Annotated in this window: 17 protein-coding genes; 11 read left to right on the top strand and 6 right to left on the bottom strand. The window is 44.5% G+C overall.

The annotated features are described in order from the left end of the window. The gene (locus tag ACUNWA_RS11700) at positions 1-759 is read right to left on the bottom strand and encodes an SDR family NAD(P)-dependent oxidoreductase (RefSeq protein ID WP_445592096.1); all 759 of its coding nucleotides are present in this window, start codon (positions 757-759) and stop codon (positions 1-3) included. A gap of 107 nt (positions 760-866) precedes the next feature. Here ACUNWA_RS11700 and ACUNWA_RS11695 point away from each other — a divergent pair, with 107 nt between their 5' ends. The 7 genes from ACUNWA_RS11695 (at position 867) to ACUNWA_RS11665 (ending at position 6,398) form a co-directional block, all read left to right on the top strand. Beyond that, the gene (locus tag ACUNWA_RS11695) at positions 867-1,907 is read left to right on the top strand and encodes an AIR synthase-related protein (RefSeq protein ID WP_445592095.1); all 1,041 of its coding nucleotides are present in this window, start codon (positions 867-869) and stop codon (positions 1,905-1,907) included. Then, a complete protein-coding gene (gene ubiE, locus ACUNWA_RS11690; RefSeq protein ID WP_445592094.1) occupies positions 1,904-2,626 on the top strand; it encodes a bifunctional demethylmenaquinone methyltransferase/2-methoxy-6-polyprenyl-1,4-benzoquinol methylase UbiE in 723 nt (240 codons plus the stop codon). Before ACUNWA_RS11695 ends, ubiE begins: the two co-directional genes overlap by 4 nt. 182 nt (positions 2,627-2,808) lie before the next feature. Then, positions 2,809-3,579, top strand: a complete 771-nt coding sequence (gene porT, locus ACUNWA_RS11685) for a type IX secretion/gliding motility protein PorT/SprT (RefSeq protein ID WP_445592093.1) — start codon at positions 2,809-2,811, stop codon at positions 3,577-3,579. 1 nt (position 3,580) lies between these two features. Continuing rightward, a complete protein-coding gene (locus ACUNWA_RS11680) occupies positions 3,581-5,137 on the top strand; it encodes an NAD(P)/FAD-dependent oxidoreductase (protein WP_445592092.1) in 1,557 nt (518 codons plus the stop codon). A gap of 123 nt (positions 5,138-5,260) precedes the next feature. Continuing rightward, positions 5,261-5,497, top strand: coding sequence for a DUF3098 domain-containing protein (locus ACUNWA_RS11675; RefSeq protein ID WP_445592091.1), 237 nt, complete (start codon positions 5,261-5,263; stop codon positions 5,495-5,497). Then, a complete protein-coding gene (locus ACUNWA_RS11670; RefSeq protein WP_445592090.1) occupies positions 5,473-6,039 on the top strand; it encodes an RNA polymerase sigma factor in 567 nt (188 codons plus the stop codon). Before ACUNWA_RS11675 ends, ACUNWA_RS11670 begins: the two co-directional genes overlap by 25 nt. A gap of 11 nt (positions 6,040-6,050) precedes the next feature. Beyond that, entirely contained in the window at positions 6,051-6,398 is a 348-nt protein-coding gene (locus ACUNWA_RS11665; RefSeq protein WP_445592089.1) for a hypothetical protein, read from the top strand. Between the two features lie 114 nt (positions 6,399-6,512). Here ACUNWA_RS11665 and ACUNWA_RS11660 read toward each other — a convergent pair whose 3' ends face one another. After that, positions 6,513-9,479, bottom strand: coding sequence for a glycosyltransferase family 117 protein (locus ACUNWA_RS11660; RefSeq protein WP_445592088.1), 2,967 nt, complete (start codon positions 9,477-9,479; stop codon positions 6,513-6,515). Positions 9,480-9,719: 240 nt separating this feature from the next. Between ACUNWA_RS11660 and ACUNWA_RS11655 the strand changes: the two genes are divergently transcribed. Continuing rightward, complete coding sequence (locus ACUNWA_RS11655; RefSeq protein ID WP_445592087.1) at positions 9,720-10,700, top strand: isoaspartyl peptidase/L-asparaginase family protein; 981 nt, start codon at positions 9,720-9,722, stop codon at positions 10,698-10,700. Position 10,701: 1 nt separating this feature from the next. On the opposite strand, the gene ACUNWA_RS11650 is transcribed toward ACUNWA_RS11655, so the two are convergent. Beyond that, positions 10,702-13,176: a helix-turn-helix domain-containing protein gene (locus tag ACUNWA_RS11650; RefSeq protein WP_445592086.1), complete on the bottom strand. Its 2,475-nt coding sequence runs from the start codon at positions 13,174-13,176 to the stop codon at positions 10,702-10,704. 148 nt (positions 13,177-13,324) lie between these two features. Here ACUNWA_RS11650 and ACUNWA_RS11645 point away from each other — a divergent pair, with 148 nt between their 5' ends. After that, positions 13,325-13,612, top strand: a complete 288-nt coding sequence (locus tag ACUNWA_RS11645; RefSeq protein ID WP_445592085.1) for a YciI family protein — start codon at positions 13,325-13,327, stop codon at positions 13,610-13,612. Here the strand turns inward: ACUNWA_RS11645 and ACUNWA_RS11640 are convergent. From ACUNWA_RS11640 to ACUNWA_RS11630, 3 genes are all read right to left on the bottom strand, one after another. Continuing rightward, positions 13,609-14,217 (bottom strand): copper homeostasis protein CutC, encoded by a 609-nt coding sequence (locus tag ACUNWA_RS11640; RefSeq protein ID WP_445592084.1) that lies wholly within the window; start codon positions 14,215-14,217, stop codon positions 13,609-13,611. The genes ACUNWA_RS11645 and ACUNWA_RS11640 overlap by 4 nt on opposite strands. A gap of 12 nt (positions 14,218-14,229) precedes the next feature. Then, complete coding sequence (locus ACUNWA_RS11635) at positions 14,230-15,531, bottom strand: NAD(P)/FAD-dependent oxidoreductase (protein WP_445592083.1); 1,302 nt, start codon at positions 15,529-15,531, stop codon at positions 14,230-14,232. 197 nt (positions 15,532-15,728) lie between these two features. After that, positions 15,729-16,238, bottom strand: a complete 510-nt coding sequence (locus ACUNWA_RS11630; RefSeq protein WP_445592082.1) for a thioredoxin domain-containing protein — start codon at positions 16,236-16,238, stop codon at positions 15,729-15,731. A 250-nt stretch (positions 16,239-16,488) separates the two neighbouring features. On the opposite strand from ACUNWA_RS11630, the gene ACUNWA_RS11625 reads away from it, so the two are divergent. Next, positions 16,489-17,172 (top strand): NigD-like protein, encoded by a 684-nt coding sequence (locus ACUNWA_RS11625; RefSeq protein ID WP_445592081.1) that lies wholly within the window; start codon positions 16,489-16,491, stop codon positions 17,170-17,172. 150 nt (positions 17,173-17,322) lie between these two features. Beyond that, positions 17,323-19,416 (top strand): alpha/beta fold hydrolase, encoded by a 2,094-nt coding sequence (locus ACUNWA_RS11620; RefSeq protein WP_445592080.1) that lies wholly within the window; start codon positions 17,323-17,325, stop codon positions 19,414-19,416. The last annotated feature ends 48 nt before the right edge of the window (positions 19,417-19,464 follow it).

The raw sequence follows: 19,464 nt of genomic DNA, 5'->3' as shown, positions 1-19,464 counted from the left end.
TTATTTTTTGACAAAATCTCGGGCTGAGGCCTGGGCTGTCGGCATGATCAGCAGATCATCGATATTGACATGCGCTGGCCTCGAGAGCACAAAGTAAATACTTTCTGCAATGTCGCGGGCATTTAAAGGGGTAAAACCGTCATAAACTTTAGCTGCTTTTTCTTCGTCACCCTTAAAACGAACCAATGAAAATTCTGTTTCAATTGCTCCCGGACTGATAGTTCCAACCTTAATGTTGTACGGAGCCAATTCGATCCGCATGGCTTTGCTGATGGCATTAACCGCATGCTTGGTTCCGCAGTAAACCGATCCATTGGGATAAGCCTGAATGCCGGCAATGGATGAAATGTTGAGGATGTGTCCTTGCTGACGTGCAATCATCCAGTTGGAAACTTTGCGGGTCATGTACAGCAGACCTTTAATGTTAGTGTCAATCATGGCTTCCCAATCCTGCCAGTCGGCTTGGTTTATTGGGTCGATTCCGGCAGCCAGCCCTGCATTGTTGAGCAGGATGTCAACTTGTTTCCAGTTTTCGGGTAGTGAATCCAGCGCTTGATCGACTTCCGTTTTTGATTGCACATCAAAACACAAAGTGTGTATCTCGCATTTTTCGTGTTCTAATTCTTTTTTTAGTTTCTCCAGACGATCTTGTCTTCTTCCGGTTATGATAAGGTTGAAATGGTTCTCGGAGAGTATCTTGGCTGTTTCCATGCCAATGCCGGAGGTGGCTCCGGTAATTAAAGCAATTTTTTGTTTCATGGTATTTTGTTGTTTATTCTGAGGGAATTTAAATTCCCTTTTTTTTATGGAAAAATCAACTACTTGACTATTTTTGTTTTCATTATCGAAGTAAAGAATTATAAATTATGGCTGAAATTGCTGAAAACCAAACGGTGTTCTCTATTGATCAGATTGAAGAGCCCAAAGATATCAATGATATCGTTTTTAACCTAATGGTCAACCCTAATCTGGCCCCGGTTAATTACTTTAATGATTTTAGTGACGAAGGATTTGATCTGGAAAGTGTTGCCAACGGAGAGACTGATGACGCTGGTATTTTTACCGCGGATAACGGGCAAATGATGGCCATGACCACACATGCCTTTCATCATCATCTGGATACGGATCCTAAAACAGCGATCGAGATTCTGATTAGTAAGGCTGCTCGCCGAATGGCTTGCTACGGGGCGAAACCCGAGGCAGTGAGTGCCTTCCTGTATCATATCAATATTGCCCATCCCAATGGGCAGTTTATTGCCTCAGGCGCTAAGCAGGGCTTGGAAAATGCCTGTCAGAAATTTGGGGTGAAAGTTTCGGACCGTAAAATCCGCTTCGATTATTTTAGCGGACACGGGGCCGTAACGCCAACCATTATTGTGAGCTTGATGGGTAGTGTGGAAGATAAGGATAAGGTGATTACGCATAAGCTGAAAAGCAAAGGCAACAATATTTTTGTCATCGGAAAATCTTTCGATGATATCAATTCATCGGAATACCTGGAATTTTATCACGAAGTTTACGATTCGCCACTTCCCCGGTTTGATATCGATATGGAGGCGCGGCTACAGAACACGATGAAAACGCTTGTTGATCAACAATTGATTTCTTCTGCCAGTCCGGTTGGCCGAGGTGGCCTTTTCTTCTCGTTGATGCGTGCCGGAATGCCGGTCGGATTGGGTTTTGATATTACAACCGATGCCGAAATTCGTAGCGATGCTTTCCTTTTTGGTGAGTCGATGGGCCGATTGATTGTTGGTGTTCCACAGGATAAGGAAGATGACTTTGTGGATTTCATGCAAAGTACCAAATTGCCATTTTTTACCCTGGGACATGTCACCAAAGGAGAAATCCGGATTGATGACGAGTCTCTTGGGTATATTGATAAAATGATACCAAAAGCTGAATGACAGTAGCTCCATATCAAGATTCTGATAAGAACAAAAAGCAGCAGGTCGAGCAGATGTTCGACAATATCGCGCCCAAATATGATTTTCTGAACCATTTCTTAAGTTTAGGGATTGATAAACTCTGGCGGAAAAAGGCGGTTCGTATTCTGAAAAAAGAGAATCCTAAGCGAATTCTGGATGTGGCCACCGGAACCGGCGATTTTGCGATTGCCGCTTCCCGGCTGGATGTAGATGAAATTGTGGGCTTCGATTTGTCGGAGCAGATGATACGTGTGGGAGAAGAAAAAGTGAAAAACCGCGGACTCAGCTCGATCATTCATTTTCAAAAAGGCGATTCGGAGAATATGCCTTTTGAAAAAGCTTCGTTCGATGCCCTTACCGTTGCTTTTGGAGTGCGTAACTTCGAAAACCTTCAACAAGGATTGGATGAGTTTCATCGGGTCTTGCGAGAAGGTGGTCTGGCACTGATTCTGGAGTTTTCAAAGCCCAAATATTTCCCGTTTAAGCAGCTGTATCGGTTTTATTTCTTTCATATTTTACCCCTGCTTGGCGGAATGATTTCAAAAGATGCTTCGGCTTATGCATACTTGCCGGAGTCGGTCATGGCTTTTCCCGATGATCAGGTGATGCTGGATATTTTGAGAAAGACCGGTTTTTCCGAGGTTAGCCAGAAAAGACTGACCTTAGGGGTTGCAACGATTTATATCGCACGTAAATAATTATAATCAACGCGTTACAATACAATATTTCCTGAATATTGCGGTTTTTCAATCATGAGATTGTTTGGAATTTGTTTTTGATCCGTATTTTTGAAGTCAAAGTTCTCAAACAAAATGAAATTGAATTGAACAAACCACTGTTTTTGGGGAATTGTTTCAGTTGTGAAATTTGAACGGAACCAGTGAAAAAGCTCATTAGCATTATCGTCCTTCTGTATCTGTCAGCAAATGCTTTTGCTCAGCTTCAGCGAGTCAAAAATTTAACCACTTTTGATGATAGAAAATTGCATTTTGGATTTACCATTGCAATTAATACGCTTGATTTCAGTATGGAGCATTATCGTCCGATTGGTAATAATAAGGATTTTATTTACAAAGACTGGCAAAATGAAGATGGGCATGAGATTACTGCAGAGGATACGGTGTATGCCGATATTGCACAGCCGGTTCCCGGCCTGACTGTAGGTATTGTTAGTAATTTACGACTTGGTGAATATTTTGACCTGCGCTTTTTGCCGGGCTTGTCTTTTGGAGAGCGACGCCTGGTTTACAATGTGCCGGTTTACGACATCAACAGCGTTAGTTCAGATCCGCTGGAGTTTTATTCCATTAAATCAACCTATATCGACTTACCTTTGCTGGTGAAGTATAAATCGAGCCGATTGAATAATCAGCGGCCGTATTTAATTGCCGGGCCAGCCATGCGCATTGATATTTCCAAAACAGGAAAGGAAGATCTGGTTCGAGTTAAACGCAGTGGTTTTTATTTTGAAGCCGGTGTTGGCTGGGATAGTTACTTACCTTTCTTTCGCCTGTCAACCGAGTTAAAAGTGAGTCTTGGTTTGGGGAATATGCTCAACGATGGACCTGATGACACGCAACGTCAGTATTATACTTCCGCTATCAAAAAGCTGACATCTAATGTATTTACTTTAAGTTTTCATTTCGAATAAATTGAAAAAAGAACTCAATATATCACTGACGCCTAAACAGGCGTCGGAAGAACAGTTGCATCGTCCCATCATTGCAAAGAAATTAGGAGTGGCCGATACCGACATTACGGCGATTGTTGTGCGCCGAAAATCAATTGATGCACGGCAACGGCAAATCCGGATAAACTTGGGTGTAGCTGTTTATCTGGGTGAAGAGCCCGTGGCCGAATCGGTTAGTTATCACTATCAAAATGTAGCGTCGAAACCGCCGGTGGGCATTGTTGGTGCTGGTCCGGCAGGCTTGTTTGCCGCTCTGCGCCTGATTGAACTCGGCCTAAAACCAATTTTGTTTGAGCGGGGAAAGAATGTGAGCGACCGCAAACGCGACATCGCCCTAATTCATCGCGAGCATTTGGTTGACCCGGATTCGAACTATGGCTTTGGAGAAGGAGGCGCCGGAACATTCTCCGATGGTAAATTATATACCCGTTCAAAAAAGCGCGGTAATGTTAAAAAAATATTGGAAGTCTTTGTGCAGTTTGGTGCCGATCCTCAAATTCTGATTGACGCTCACCCACACATCGGAACCGACAAGCTGCCGCAGGTTATTCGAGGTATGCGTGAGCAGATCCTAGCTTGCGGTGGTGAAATTCATTTCAGCAGCCGGGTAACGGATTTAATCATTAAGAATGATCAATGCAAAGGACTGAAACTCGCCAATGGCAGTTCGTATGAGTTTGATGCCCTGATTTTGGCTACTGGACACTCGGCACGCGATATCTACGAGATGCTTTATCGAAATGGTGTTAACCTGGAAGCGAAGACCTTTGCCATGGGAGTTCGGGTTGAACATCCGCAAGCTTTGATCGATTCCATTCAATACCATCAGCCACAGCGTGGACCGTATTTGCCGGCTGCAAGCTATTCCTTCGTCGAGCAAGTGAAGGGTCGGGGCGTGTACTCGTTCTGCATGTGTCCGGGTGGTTTTATTGTGCCGGCCGCAACAGCACCCGGCGAATTGGTTGTGAATGGCATGTCAGCCTCCAAACGAAATTCGCCCTTTGCCAATTCTGGTTTGGTGGTGGAAGTTCGCCCGGAGGACTTGCGCGAATTTCAGCAGCACGGTGTTTTTGCCGGGGTGGAATTCCAAAAGCAGGTGGAAAAACTTTGCTTTATGTTGAACGGACAAACCCAGCTGGCACCCGCTCAGCGGTTGGCCGATTTTGTGGCAGGCAAAAAATCAGCTGATCTGCCGAATTCGTCTTATCGTCCGGGATTGGTCGCATCGGCCTTGCACGATAAATTGCCCAAGCGCATTGCCAGCCGCTTGCGTGAAGGGATTCAGCAAATTGATAAAAAATCGAAGGGGTTTTTATCCAACGAAGCCTTGGCAGTGGGGGTGGAGTCGCGCACCTCTTCTCCGGTTCGTATCCCTCGGAATGACCTTGACATGCAGCACATTCATATCAAAGGATTGTATCCGTGTGGAGAGGGAGCCGGTTATGCCGGAGGAATTGCTTCCTCGGCCATGGATGGTGAGCGTTGTGCCGAAGCCCTGGCTCAGAATCTCAAGCAATAAATTGATTATTTCAGGCAAAGACTCGTGCTGGCGCATTATTTGCTGTTTTGAAAAAATGTGCCTCCAATTGATTTTTTCGCTGAACCTTTTTGTTTTCGCGTGTACTGTTCCAAAAAGCAGTCTATGTTATTCGACAAAAAGAAGTATTGGTGGTTAATTGCCGCAGTCGTTTTATTAACTTTAGCGTACGTTTTAATGAGTGGTCCGGCTAATTCAGAAACCAGTCAGTTTGATGAAAGCATCTTTAGCTTTCGACGAATTACATTGGCTCCTCTGCTCATTGTCGGGACCTATGCAGGTTTAATCTATCTAATTTTAAAGCGAACCAAAAACGCATGTTCGGAGCGAAAAGGAAAATAAAGAGCGATGAGCAGTTGATGCAAGCGATTTGTAATGGTAATCAGCAAGCCTTTAACCAGCTTTACGACCGCTACAAAGAGCGTTTGTATTATTACTTCTATCGGATGCTTGGAAATTCGGAAGCCTTGGCGAACGACTTTTTGCAAGATATCTTTCTGAAAATCATCGAAAACCCAAGCCGCTTTAACCCGGATTTCCCATTTAAAACTTGGATATTTTCAGTTGCTTATAATTTATGCAAAAATGAATACCGGCGTCGAGAGGTTCGTCAGGAAAAATTGGACAAGGAGCAGTTGGTTAAGCCGGTGATTCCTCATCTGGTTTCGCAGGATGAGTTGATCAGCCGCATTTTTGAAAGCCTGGATGCTTTGAGTCAGGAACATCGCTCGGTTTTTCTGATGCATTACCGGGAAGGCTTTCCGATTAAAGAGATTGCGGACATGCTTGGGATTGCGCCGGGTACGGTGAAATCGCGACTGTTTAATACGCGCAGGTATCTGGCTGATAAATTTCAGCATTTGAAAGGTGAATTTGAATTTTAAGGCAGAAGGCTATGACGGAAAAACAACTAGAAAAAATCATTCGACAAGATGTTATTGGTAGCCCGGATCCCCAGGTGATCAACCGGCTAAACTATGCTTTTATGATCAAATCAGTTCAAAGCAAGCCCCGGCAAAATTCATTCAGCGGATTTCTGGGATGGACTTTTTCCTTAAAAGGATTTGGCCTAAAAACTGCAGTGGCAACTGTACTCCTGGCTTTTGTGATGATTGGCCCAAAGCTGAATACTTCTTCTGATGCTCAGCTATTAATTGATTCAACGTGCGTACAACAAAGTTTTGTCTTGGATTCAACACTTTTTAAGCAGAATTCGCAATCAAGAGTTGACAGTATCTTTTAGCTTGTTCCGGAGTCTGCTGGTTACAATACGAAATTTATTATTTAAGAATTAAAGGAGCGAGAAGAGTATTTCTTTTCGCCCCTTTAATTTTCTTTTGTTCGATTTTGGACTTTGCTATTCAAGCCGGACCATGTAGGTGTTTAGGTTTTCCATCAGCGTTGGTGCTAGTGCCAGCTGATTGGATTGGGCGATGGAAACCAACGTCTGAAAATAATATAGTTTTCGGTGTAGGTTTTGCATCATGTTTGCGTTCAGCTGTTCCGTCAGCTGGAGATAATAATTGATCCATTCGCTCAGGTTGGTGGCCATTTTTTGAAGTTGTTTTTCTCCGACCTCTTTCTCTTCAAGTTGAAAATAAAGTTCACACATCAAAATTGAATAGTAGTCCAATTCCCGGTTTCGGAATGGAAGAATTTCTTCTGCCTCCTGGAGTATCTGAAGGGCTTCTGTCCGGCGGTTCTCGTTGGCGAGCGCTTTGGCCAGCTGATAAAAGGATGGTCGTATTTGCGCTGAAGCAAACAGGTAGCGATGGTACCAGTCAAAATAGATGCTTTCATCTTTTAAATTCTCCCAGTTGCAGCGCTCCATGAGTTTAGCATAAAGCCGGTCGGTTTCCACCTGTCCGTTTTCCAGTTGCGACTCACCAGCGTAGTAGGCCGGAACCAGACGGTAAACCAATCCATCGTTCCGAATATAGTTTTGGAGACCATATTGATGAACATCGGCAAGGGATGTAAAGCAAATCGGGCGGTTGGCATTATTGGAATTAAGAATATCCCAGAAAGCTAATTCATTGTGCATGAGGTATTCTTTTTTTGGTTGAACTGGAATCTTCTGGTTTGACATTGTCAGGTACATGTTTTGAACCGGAATAAAGTTTACCTGCTCACCTGAGTAAAGCGCAACTTTGGTTTGTGAACTGTCATTTGTTATGAAATTCAGTACTTTTTGCAAGTCTTGTTCCCCCTTGATTTTAGGGATGATGGGTAAATAATCAACCTCACCCTGGGTGTATTTTTCCACCGGAACGGATAACTTGAGGCCTTCGTTGTCATAGATTTTACGGGTAATTTGCTTGATGTACGATCCGGCATTGAGGTAAGGCATCACCACGACACGCACGTCCTGGCGGATACCTTCAACTTCCTGACAATACCAAAGGGGATATGTGTCGTTGTCTGCATGGGTGAACAGAATGGCGTTTGGTTCGCAGCACATCAGGTAATTGCGGGCCATATCCCGGGCTGAATAGCGCCCCGATCGGTTGTGATCGTCGTAGTTTTGGTGAAGCAGCAAAGCCGGGCCGGCAGCCAGGGTCAGTATGCTGGTGATTATCAAGGTCGGAGTTGCCCGATAGTTGGACTGTAGCCAATTGAACAAGGCCAGTGTGCCCATCCCGATCCAAAAGCTAAAAACAAAGAATGACCCGACAAAGACGTAATCCCGTTCACGCGGAGTAATTGGAATTTCATTCAGGTAGATAACCAGGCCCACACTCATAATTCCAAATAGAACGATCAATTCTACAAAGCTTTGTTTTTCTCTTCGATAATGAAAGATCAGGCCGACCAGACCCAATATAAGAGGTAAAAAGAAATAGCGGTTGTTGGCTTTATTCGTTTTAAGCTCATGGGGCAGGTGTTCCGAGTCACCCAGTCGCTGGCGATCCAGAAAGGGAATGCCTGATTGCCAGTTGCCATATTCCAGTTCGCCACGGCTTTGAATATCGTTTTGACGACCAACAAAATTCCACATAAAATAGCGGACATACATGTGCCCGAATTGATAGCGCCAAAAGTAACTGAAGTTTTCAGCCAATGTCGGAACAGAGGTCTGTGCTTGTTCGCCCTTTGAGGTTGTGTAGGTCACCTTACGCTCCTTCAGGTTTACCCAATTGGCATAGGCTTGCCGATGCTGCTTGTCGCTGCTATGCAGACGAGGAAAGAAACTGGTTGTTCCTTTGGCGTAGTTCACTTTTGGGGGAAGCCTCACCGGATAATACTTTTCGCCATCAAATTCGTAGCTGATTCGCTCTTTATACGAAATAGGCACAGAGCCGTAGGTCTCACCATGTAAAATCGGACGACTGCCATAGCTTTCGCGGTTGAGGTAGTTAATCAGTTCGAAGGTCGTTTCTGGATTTCCCTGATCCAATGGAGGATTGGCAGCTGAGCGGACAAAGGGGACGAAATAAGAAGTATAGCCCAGCATTAGGAATAGCAAACACAACAAGGCCAGGTTGAGCCGGGGTTTTCGGCGAAGTTCAGAGTAAGCCAAAGCAGCAGAGATTACCGAGGCCAGCAGCAGTAAGTAAAAATAGAACCCGGAGTTGACCGGTAATCCAAGCTTGTTAACCGCCAGCAACTCAAATGGCCCGGCGAGGGAAAAGATACCGGGAATGAAAATTTTCATCAAGAAGATGATAAATAAACCGGAAGTCGCCAATACGGCCAGCGTACCTTTAAAGGAAGGTTTGTATTTTTTGAAGTAGATAATCAAGGCAATGCTTGGCAATACTAACAGGTTGAGGAGATGCACCCCAATGGACAAACCGGTGAAAAAGAAAATCAACACAAGCCAGCGGTTGGCCTTAGGTTCGCCGGCCTCGCGCTCCCAGCGCGTGGCAGCCCACAACACAAGCGCCATGAATAAGGAGGATAAGGCATATACTTCGGCTTCCAGGGCCGAAAACCAAAAGGAGTCGGTAAAGGCAAAACTCAGGGCTCCTACTGCCGAGGCCAGTAGGATGGCATTTGGCTGTTTTGCGGCTATTTTTTCCATCACCCAGGTTGATATAAAGAAGAGCAACATGACTGTTCCGGCGCTGGAAAGGGCCGATACCTCATTAATAAGAAGAGGCACACGTTCTACATGCCCAAAGCTGAACAAGGAAAAGATCCGTCCAAGCAGTAGAAATAGTGGAGCCCCTGGCGCGTGACAAACTTGAAGTTTGTAAGCTGAAACCAAAAACTCGCCGCAGTCCCACAAACTCAAAGTTGGCTCGATGGTTCGTCCGTAAACAATTAGTGAAATTGCAAATACCGACCAGCCCAGTGCATTTTTCTTACGTTGATAATTCATATGATAGCTGTTGTTTTCTACTAATACACTTGAAAAAGGAAAGGTTCAGTTGTTAGAGGTTGACGGGGGACATTCTCTCTATGGGGAATGGTCTTTAAGCTCTGCCTGTGGAGGTTCTTTGTTGGTTCACGATCGGTTTTAATCCGGTTGTTTTGACGATTTACTGGTGACTTGTTGGCTGAGAAGAGGGCCATTCTCCGTATTTTTCATTTATTTTGAAGCTTTAAATCATACATCAAAATGACAAACATGCTTAACCGACGTCAATTTTTACAAAAGGGAGCAGCAGCTTCTCTTGCAACTACTGTACTGTTTAAGGGAGCTCAGGCGATGAGTGCACCTGCCGCAAAGAAGCCCGTGGCTATTTCAACCTGGAGCCATGGAATACCAGCCAATGAGGCCGCCTGGAAAGTGTTGAAAGCAGGAGGAACGGCATTGGATGCGGTGGAGCAAGGCGTTCGGGTCCCGGAAGCTGACCCGAAGGAAATGAGTGTAGGTTACGGCGGACGTCCTGACCGGGATGGCCATGTAACCCTGGATGCCTGCATTATGGACGACAAAGGGAATGCCGGATCGGTTTGCTTTTTAGAGCATATTAAACATCCTATTTCGGTAGCCCGCTTGGTGATGGAAAAAACACCGCACGTAATGCTTGCCGGTGAAGGTGCTTTGCAGTTTGCCTTGGAAAATGGGTTTGAAAAGGAAGACTTGCTAACCGATGAGGCACGCCGTCAGTGGGAAGATTGGAAAACAAAGGCCGACTATCATCCCGAAGTGAATATTGAAAACCACGACACCATTTCGATGCTGGCCTTGGATGTGCATGGTAATTTGAGCGGAGCTTGTACGACATCGGGAATGGCTTACAAGTTGCACGGACGCGTTGGTGATTCGCCTATTATTGGTGCCGGAATGTTTTGCGACAACGAAGTTGGAGGTGCCGCGGCTACCGGTCATGGCGAATGGGTGATGCGTACCTTGGGGAGCTTTTTGGTGGTGGAACTGATGCGTCAGGGACGTTCGCCACAAGCCGCCTGTGAAGAAGCCGTAATGCGAATTGTGAAGCTGCAACCAAACTTTGATGAAGTGCAGATTGGTTATATTGCCATCAATAAAGCGGGTGACACAGGAGCTTACTGCTTGCATCCCGGCTTTAACTACGCGCTTTACGAGGATGATAAGAATGTGTTGATTGATGCCGAATCGTATTTGAAAAAATAGGTTAAGGCGTTCGCTGGGCTTCCAGATAACTCAATACAAAACGTATTTCAGAAAAGCTGCATTGGTCCCCCAGTGCGGCTTTTATTGCTCCCATAGACTTGTTTTTGCTCTTTTCGTAGGCTTTTGTAATGGCATCCTGCTTCTTTTTATCAACCAAGCCCTTAAGTTGTAAATCGCCTTGAGCAACAAAATGTGCCAGGTGACCTTCGATCGTTGTTGCTGCCAGCTGTCTTTCGCGGGCGATATCGGTAATGGATTTTCCAGTCTTGAACAAAGCAAAGCTGATGTGTTTGGAGTCGAGCAAGGCCTTGACCGGTTCTTTATCGGCGTCGACAGGCAGTTTCATGTCTTTTTCACGTCGATAGGCGATCGTGAGTTGCAGAATATCTTTACCAAACTGTTGCATCTTTTTGCCCCCCATTCCTTTAATGGCTTTCAACTCTACAATGGTTGCCGGCAGTTGATCTCCGATAGTCAATAAAGTTTTTTGCGGAAGGATCTTTGAAATGGGAAGGTTGTTGTCGTCGGCTTTTTGCGCTCGCCAGCTCAACAGTTGTTTGAAAAAATCAGGATGCTTCGAAATCATTGTTTTGCTGGCTCCGCGGGCTGCTGCTTTCCCGGTCAGATCCATTGCTGCCTTGGCCTTCACTTCAATATAGGTTTTCATTTTAAAACCCGACTGGCAGCATTCCAGCACTTTTCGTTTACTGTCCAATTCGCGGAGTAGCTTCTCAAAGGCTTCCTGAAAACTTTTCCGTACGGCTTTGTTGTCCGTTTCAAACCCAAGCGAGTCAATGGGCTGAATCAATACCATTTCTAGTTTGTCAAGGTAATAGGCGCATGCTTTTTCAACCCGTTCCTGTAGTTGCTCGTTATCCTCAGCATCGGGTGTCAGGGTGATCAGTTGCCGGATTTGACGTTCAAACGTTGCTGACACGGCAATGATTTTGGTATTCAACTGCGGAAGGATGGCTTGCAGTTGTTGAGGCAGATTTCCGAGTAGCAAAGCGCCGTGTTCATCGCATAGCTTCATTAAATATTGAAGCTGCCAACGGATAAGGTTGAAATCAAATAGTTCAGTTAATAATTGGAGTTGATATTTTTTTCGGGATTCGAGCAGTTCTTTTTCTCCGGGTTCATTGGCTTCTACCTGACTGGTAAATGAAATAACAGTATCATCATTTTTTACGCTGTGTGTTTCAATGGGCGTACTCAGTACCAATCCCTCCAATGACTTACAACGGCTTAGTGCTACATAAACCTGCCCGTGAGCAAACGATTGTTGCGCATTGATGATCGCTTTTTCGAAGGTCAGTCCTTGACTTTTATGGATGGTTATGGCCCAGGCCAGCTTCAGCGGGAATTGTTCAAATTCGCCAATGAGGGTTTCTTCAATTTCCTGGGTTTGCTTATTGATTCCGTATTTGGCATTTTGCCATTTGTCGCGTTCCACGACAATGGGTTTGGCATCGCCCTTACATTCGACCTCAATATAATCTTCGTCAATTTCGATAATCGTACCAATTTTACCGTTGTAATAGCGTTTTTCAGGCGAGCTGTCATTTTTTACAAACATGACCTGAGCGCCGGGTTTCAAGACCAATTTAAAATCGGTTGGGAATAGGTACTCGGGAAAGTCATCGTACACATTGGCTTCAAAGGAACTGGCTTTTGTTTTCAGTGCTGCCAGTTTCGATTGGTTGAGCTGTTGGGCTTGGTAGTTGTGCGTCGTGAGCGTAATGTACTCATCATCAGTTTTTGGTTGAAAATTGGGGATGTACCGTTTGTTGAGTTCGTTTAAGGTTGTGGCGTCGGCTTGGTTCTCGCGGATTTTATTCAGAAGACCAATAAACTGTTCATCACTTTGCCGGTAGATGTGTTTCAGCTCAATACTGGTGAAGGAGGCTTGTTTTAAAGCCCGGCTACTGAAGAAATAGCAGGTGTCGTAGTAGCTTCTCAAAATATTCCATTCATCCTCCTTAACTACTGGAGCTAACTGTTGCAGGTCGCCAATCATGAGCACTTGAACGCCTCCAAACGGTTTGCGGCGGTCACGAAATCGGCGTAACACTTCGTCGATGCCGTCTAGTAGATCGGCACGAACCATACTTATTTCGTCAATCACCAGCAGGTCGAGGCTGCGGATGATGTTGATTTTATCTTTGCTGTAACGCTTGATGGCCGTCGGCGCGTTCATCCCATTTGGATTGCTAATGGAAAAGGAGGGATTGGACTGTGGTACTTGCGGGCCAAACGACATCTGGAAAAAGGAATGAATCGTAACTCCTCCGGCATTGATGGCCGCAACACCTGTTGGTGCGACAACGACCATCCGCTTGGGCGATTCGTTTTTCAGGTTACGCAGAAAAGTGGTTTTTCCAGTTCCGGCTTTTCCGGTCAGAAAAATATTTTGATTGGTATATCTTACGAAGTCCAGCGCCAGCTGTAATTGGGTGTTTTCGATGGTTGTTGTCATAATATCAGCCGGTTTTTATGGGGATTTAATGAATAGCGGGAGAGCTAAGTTTTGTTAAACTAAAATAAGCAAAATCAATGGAGAATAAAAATGAGTAAATATTTTTTTCAGGACTTGTTTTTTCTTTTCTTCAGAAAAAATTCAGATCATGTTTATTATTTCATTGACTTATAAAGTTCCGGTAAGCGAGGCCGACAAGCATTTGGAGGCACATATCCGGTTTATTGATGCTTATTTTGAGCAAGGTGTATTTCTGCTTTCAGGCAAAAAAATACCTCGCACCGGAGGTGTTGTTTTAGCGCGGTGTTCAAGTCGTGATGAGTTGGAACAAATCATTTGTCAGGATCCCTTTTATGAATTTGGGATCGCTGACTTTGAGGTTACCGAGTTTGCTGCTACCAGAGCCGGCAAGGGTTTGGATAGCTTACTGGATTAGACAATCTTTTTACCGTGAAACTCCTTGGTGTTGATGGTCTGGCTGAGTTCTGGCACATTGTCTTTGGTGACTTTGCCGGCAGCAACCAGGATAATTCGACCCGCAGCTTTTTCGGCCAGTTGATTGAGTAGCTTCGTTCCTTCGGCTGCTGTAGCTTTTGTTCCTGATGTGAGGATGCGGTCAACGCCCAGCTCAATTAAGATTTCGAGACCCTGTAGCGGATCTTTTAGGTCATCAAATGCTTTGTGGAAAGTGACTTGCATGGGACGTGCCTGTTCAATCAGCATGCGGGTGTTTATCGTGTCAATTTCGCCATCCTTCGTAAGTAAGCCAAAAACGACGGCTGGAACGCCAAGCTGCTTGCAACAGTCGATATCTGTTTGCATGATATTCAATTCTTCTGCAGAGTATACAAAGTCACCACCACGTGGGCGAATCATAACAAACGGAGGAATTGAGAGTTCTTCCATGCAGGCTTTAATTGTTCCATAGGAAGGTGTCGTTCCACCTTCAGCCAGGTTTTCGCATAATTCAACTCGGTCGGCACCGGCTTGTTGGGCTGCCAGGGCTTGTGTGAAATTTTCAATACAGGCTTCTTTAATCATATTCTTCTTGTATTAATGGTTTGGTGTTGAATTCGTTTCCTTTTGATTTTTAACCAGCGAGTTGGCGGCGAGCCAAGCTGTGGAATAGGCTATTTGCAGGTTGTAGCCACCGGTATTGGCATCCAGATCCAGCACTTCTCCTGCAAAATAAAGGTTTTTGATGAGCTTTGATTGCATGGTTTTTCCATCCACTTCACTGGTGCTAATGCCTCCGGCGGTAATGATGGCTTCGTTGAATCCCCGGTAATCAATCACCTCAAAAGGCAGGTTTTTCATCATCAGCATGATCTTGCGACGCTCTTTAGCGTTGACTTGGTGTCCTTGTTTTTTTCCATCGATTTGAAGTTCGTTCAGAAAAACCGGGATGAGTTTAGAAGGCAGCCAGCTTTTAAAAATATTTTCGATTTGCTTTTTACCATTGGCATCCAGGTCACGAATCAGGCGAGCGTCCAGCTTGTTTTCATCCAAGGCAGGCTTCAAATCGATTGTTATCCGAACTTTACTTTTTTGATTGAGCTGGTCTACAACCAGTCGGCTCAACGTCAAAATAATTGGTCCGGTGAGCCCGTAATGTGCAAATAACATTTCGCCAAACTCGTCCTTCTGCTTTTTGTAATTGACCCAAACACTGGCAGTCACATTTTTCAGGCTTAAGCCTTGTAGCTCGGCAGCCATTTTGCCCGAAGTAACCAGGGGGACCAGTGCCGGACGTGCCGGTGTAATGGTATGGCCAAGCTGTTCGACCAGCAGGTAGCCATCGCCTGTTGATCCGGTGGCGGGGTATGATTTTCCGCCGGTGCACAGCATCACAGATGAGCTAAGAATCTGCTCGGTTTGTCCGTTCCTGAGGATTTCGACACCGGTGATTCGTCCATCTGCAGTGATTAATTCAGTCACTTTGGATGAATACAGAAAGTCTACTTTGCGTTTTCTGACCCAGCTCATCAGGGCATTGAGAACGTCCAGTGCTTTGTTGCTCGTTGGAAAAATACGACCTCCTCGCTCCACGGTTGTTTCCACGCCTTCGTCTTTTAGCAGCTGAATAATATCGCCGGAAAAGAAGGAGCCAAATGCGGGCTTAAGGTATTTTCCGTTGGGGAATATATTTTTGAAATAGTCGGATTGATATGCATCGTTGGAAATATTACAGCGGCCTTTGCCTGTGATTAGTAACTTACGTCCGGCAGACCTCATTTTTTCAATCACGAGGACACGTGAACCCAGTTCGGAAGCCCGTCCTGCAGCAATTAAACCTGCTGGTCCAGCTCCAATTACCACAACATCATAAGGGGATGTATGCTCTTTTTTTGTCATCAAATAGCTTTTAGGCTGGCAAAAGTACAGGTTTTCGTCCAACTTTTTATTAGGCTTTGTAATTAAGTCTTCGGCTGGCTGTTGGACTACAAAAAAAAGCCACTCGGAGGCGGCTTTCTCTGCATATAATTTATTGAACCCTTTTTGCTGTGTTCGGGCAAGAGCTGGTTCATTTCGTCAACAAGAAAGCAGATGCTTTAGTCTTTTGTAAGCAGGTATTTGTTGATGTTATCGATAAACATCTTTTTAGTTTCTTCATTGGATCGGCCAATGCCTGCCATCATGACGGGTTTGCCTTCTACCGGAATGTACAAAAATGCAGGAATACTCTGAATGCCGAAAACACCGGCAAGCTCACGCTCTTTCTGAGTATCTATTTTATAAACATTCACCTTTCCGGCAAACTCGTTTGACACTTCTTCAAGGATGGGCGAAGCAATGCGGCAGGGGCCACACCAATCGGCGTAAAAGTCGATAATCACCGGCTTGTCACCCAGGAATTTCCATTCATCAGGCGATTGCTCGTAGTTCCATATTTGTTTTAAAAACTGTTCTTTGGAAATCAAACTCGTTCCGCCTTGATGGCCATCCTGAGCAATAGTTGCTGAAGGATTGTTTTGCAGAGGATCGCTTGTTTTTCCGTTTCCAGTGGCGCATCCTGTCGCGGTAACAGCTGCCAGAGCAATGATTACTAATAATTTTTTCATGGTATTTGTTTTTATTCGTTTTCTACTCATTGGTTTTTATTTCGATCAGCAACAGTAAACAGTTAACGATTGCTTTCTGTTCGCATATTGAATGTATAAATGCAAATATGTAGAAAAGTAAATATCAATGATTGTGCCAGAAGTTTATTGCTGATTTTTTGTCGGTAAAAAAAATGAAAGCTGACGCAACCAATTTGATGGTTAGTCAATCTATTAGGTATGTAATTCAAAATAGAAAAAGGAGAGAAAAATGAAAAGGTTTTTGAAATTTAGTTTAATCGCAGTGCTGGGCATCGCTTTGTTCAGCTGTGATTTGAATGATGATGATGGATATTCGTTGGATAAATTCTGGGTAGGGTTTGGTGTGATCGATATTAACGATAACGCTGGGTTCACCATTAAAATGGATGACGGATCAGAACTTTTTCCAGTGGATGGCTATTATCATTGGGATGAAGAGGATGACAGTACTCGTGTACTTGTCAATTTTACTGTTTTGGGCGACAAGCGTGTTGATGATGAGTTTGAAGAGTATTACGTGCGGGTCAACTCAGTCAAAGATATTTTGTTTAAGGGGATTTTGGACATTACCGAAGAAATTGAAGATAGTATCGGGAATGATCCGATTCATGTTGAAAGCGTTTGGACGACCAACAACATGCTCACCTTTGAACTGGACTATTATGGTAATGGGATGATTCATTACGTAAATCTGGTGAAAGAATCAGGTGTAATTACTGCAGATAATGAGCCTGTTGCGCTTGAGTTGAGACATAATAACCGCGATGATGCTCCCAATTACCGCATGTCGGCATTTGTTACTTTTGACCTGAGCTCCTTGCAAATTGAAGGACAAGATTCAGTGACCTTTAGAGTAACCGGAAAAGATTACGGAGGAGAAGTGTTTGAGTACGAAGGTACTTATCGCTATTGATGGGTGATTACATCAATTGGTTAAGATGACAGCACCTGTTCCCTTGTGGAGCAGGTGCTTTTTTTTATAATTAGGAACTTTGCGCCAGTGAATCTTTTTATTATTCTAGGCAAAGATGTATTTTTCGGACTCTGAAAAATTGAAGAAACCATGAGAAAATTAGTTGTTTTACCTGTTCTGGCTTTGTTGTTCTATGCCGGAATGAAATCAGAAGTTATGGCTGTAGAAAAGAAAACTTACGTCCCGGAAACCCCGAAGCTGGAATCAGATGTTATGACTCCGGAAGTGCTGTGGTCTTTTGGGCAGCTTGGAAATGCGGAATTGTCGCCCGATGGCAAGACGGTATTGTATGCGGTGACCTATTATCATATCGAAGAAAATAAGTCGTACCGTGAATTATATACGGTGCCGGTCGATGGAGGAGAAAGAAAACAAATTACCAGCACGGCGCTTAAGGAGTCTGGAGCACAGTGGCGTCCTGATGGAAAGAAAATCGGGTATTTATTTGCCAAAGATGGTGACACCCAGCTTTGGGAAATGAACCCCGATGGTTCAGATGCCACTCAGGTCTCTCAGATTGAAGGCGGTATTACCGGCTTTAAATATGCGCCTGACCAAAAACACATTTTTTATACGAAAACCGTGAAACTGGATGATGATATTCATGATCTGTTTCCGGATTTACCCAAGGCCAATGCCCGACTTGAAGATGATTTGATGTACCGGCACTGGGATAGCTGGCATGATTATACTTACAATCATATTTTTATTGCTGAATACGGCAACGAAGTCATTTCAGAAGGGAAGGATATCTTGGAAGGACAGAAATACGATAGTCCCGATAAGCCGTTTGATGGTTTGGATCAGGTTGTTTGGAGTCCGGATGGTAAACAAATCGTTTACTCGTGTAAAAAACTGACGGGGAAGGCCTATTCGCTGTCAACCAATACAGATTTGTATCGCTATGATTTGGAAACCGGGAGTACCGAAAACTTGACGGAAGAGAATAAAGGATACGATAAAAGCCCGCTTTTCTCGCCCGATGGAACTAAACTGGCCTGGACGAGTATGGCTCGCGATGGCTATGAAGCAGACCAAACACGCTTGTTTGTTATGAACCTGAAAACCGGGGAGAAAACGAATTATTCGGAAGGATGGGAACAGCATGCCGGACATTTGAGTTGGTCAAGAAATAGTCAAGCCATTTATTTTATCAGCAACATTCATGCAACAGATGAAATTTATCGTTTAAACTTGAAAAAGGCTGAGATTAGTCGGTTGACGGATGGTGTGCATAATTACCAGTCGGTGGTTGAAATGCCCAATGGGAAGTTATTAGCACAGAAGGTATCGATGTCGCAGCCAGCTGAATTGTACTTGGTTAATTCAAAGACAGGAAAAGACGAATCACTTACTACGGTGAATAAGGGCTTGCTCGACCAGCTGGAAATGGGAAAAGTGGAAGAGCGCTGGGTGAAAACCATTGATGATAAAGACATGCATCTGTGGGTGATTTATCCACCACACTTTGACCCCAATAAAAAATATCCAACCCTCTTATATTGTCAGGGTGGTCCCCAGGGAACGGTGAGCCAGTTTTGGTCGACCCGTTGGAATTTCCAGATGATGGCTGCCAATGGTTACATTGTGGTGGCTCCAAACAGGCGCGGTTTGCCCGGCTTTGGCATGGAATGGCTCGAGCAAATCAGCAAGGATTACGGTGGGCTGAATATTCAGGATTATTTGGTAGCGATTGACGAACTGGCCAAAGAGCCTTACGTGGATGAAGATCGTCTGGGAGCGGTAGGAGCCAGCTATGGCGGTTTCTCTGTCAACTACCTGGCGGGGCACCATGAAGGACGTTTCAACGCTTTTATTTCGCATTGCGGTATCTTTAACTTCGATCAGATGTATGTAACGACCGAAGAAATGTGGTTTGAAAACTGGGATATTGGCGGTCCGTACTGGGATAAAAATAATCAAGTTGCTCAGCGTTCTTACAGCTTTTCTCCACACCTATTTGTCGAGAAGTGGGATACACCGATTCTGGTTATTCATGGAGAGAAAGATTTCCGAATTCCGTATACGCAAGGCATGGGAGCTTTCAATGCAGCTGTTTTAAGAGATGTTCCGGCTCAATTTTTATATTTCCCCGAAGAAAGTCACTGGGTTACTTCAGCTCAGAATGGAATTGTTTGGCAGCGGGTATTCAAGCAGTGGCTTGATAAGTGGTTGACGAAATAATTTTCCGGAGTTAACGGATTGAAATAAGGGGGTAGCTTAAAGCTGCTG

The sequence above is a fragment of the Sunxiuqinia sp. sy24 genome, assembly GCF_052677165.1.
Note: the sequence above shows the minus strand (reverse complement) of the source record. Positions and strands in the feature narration are given on the sequence as shown.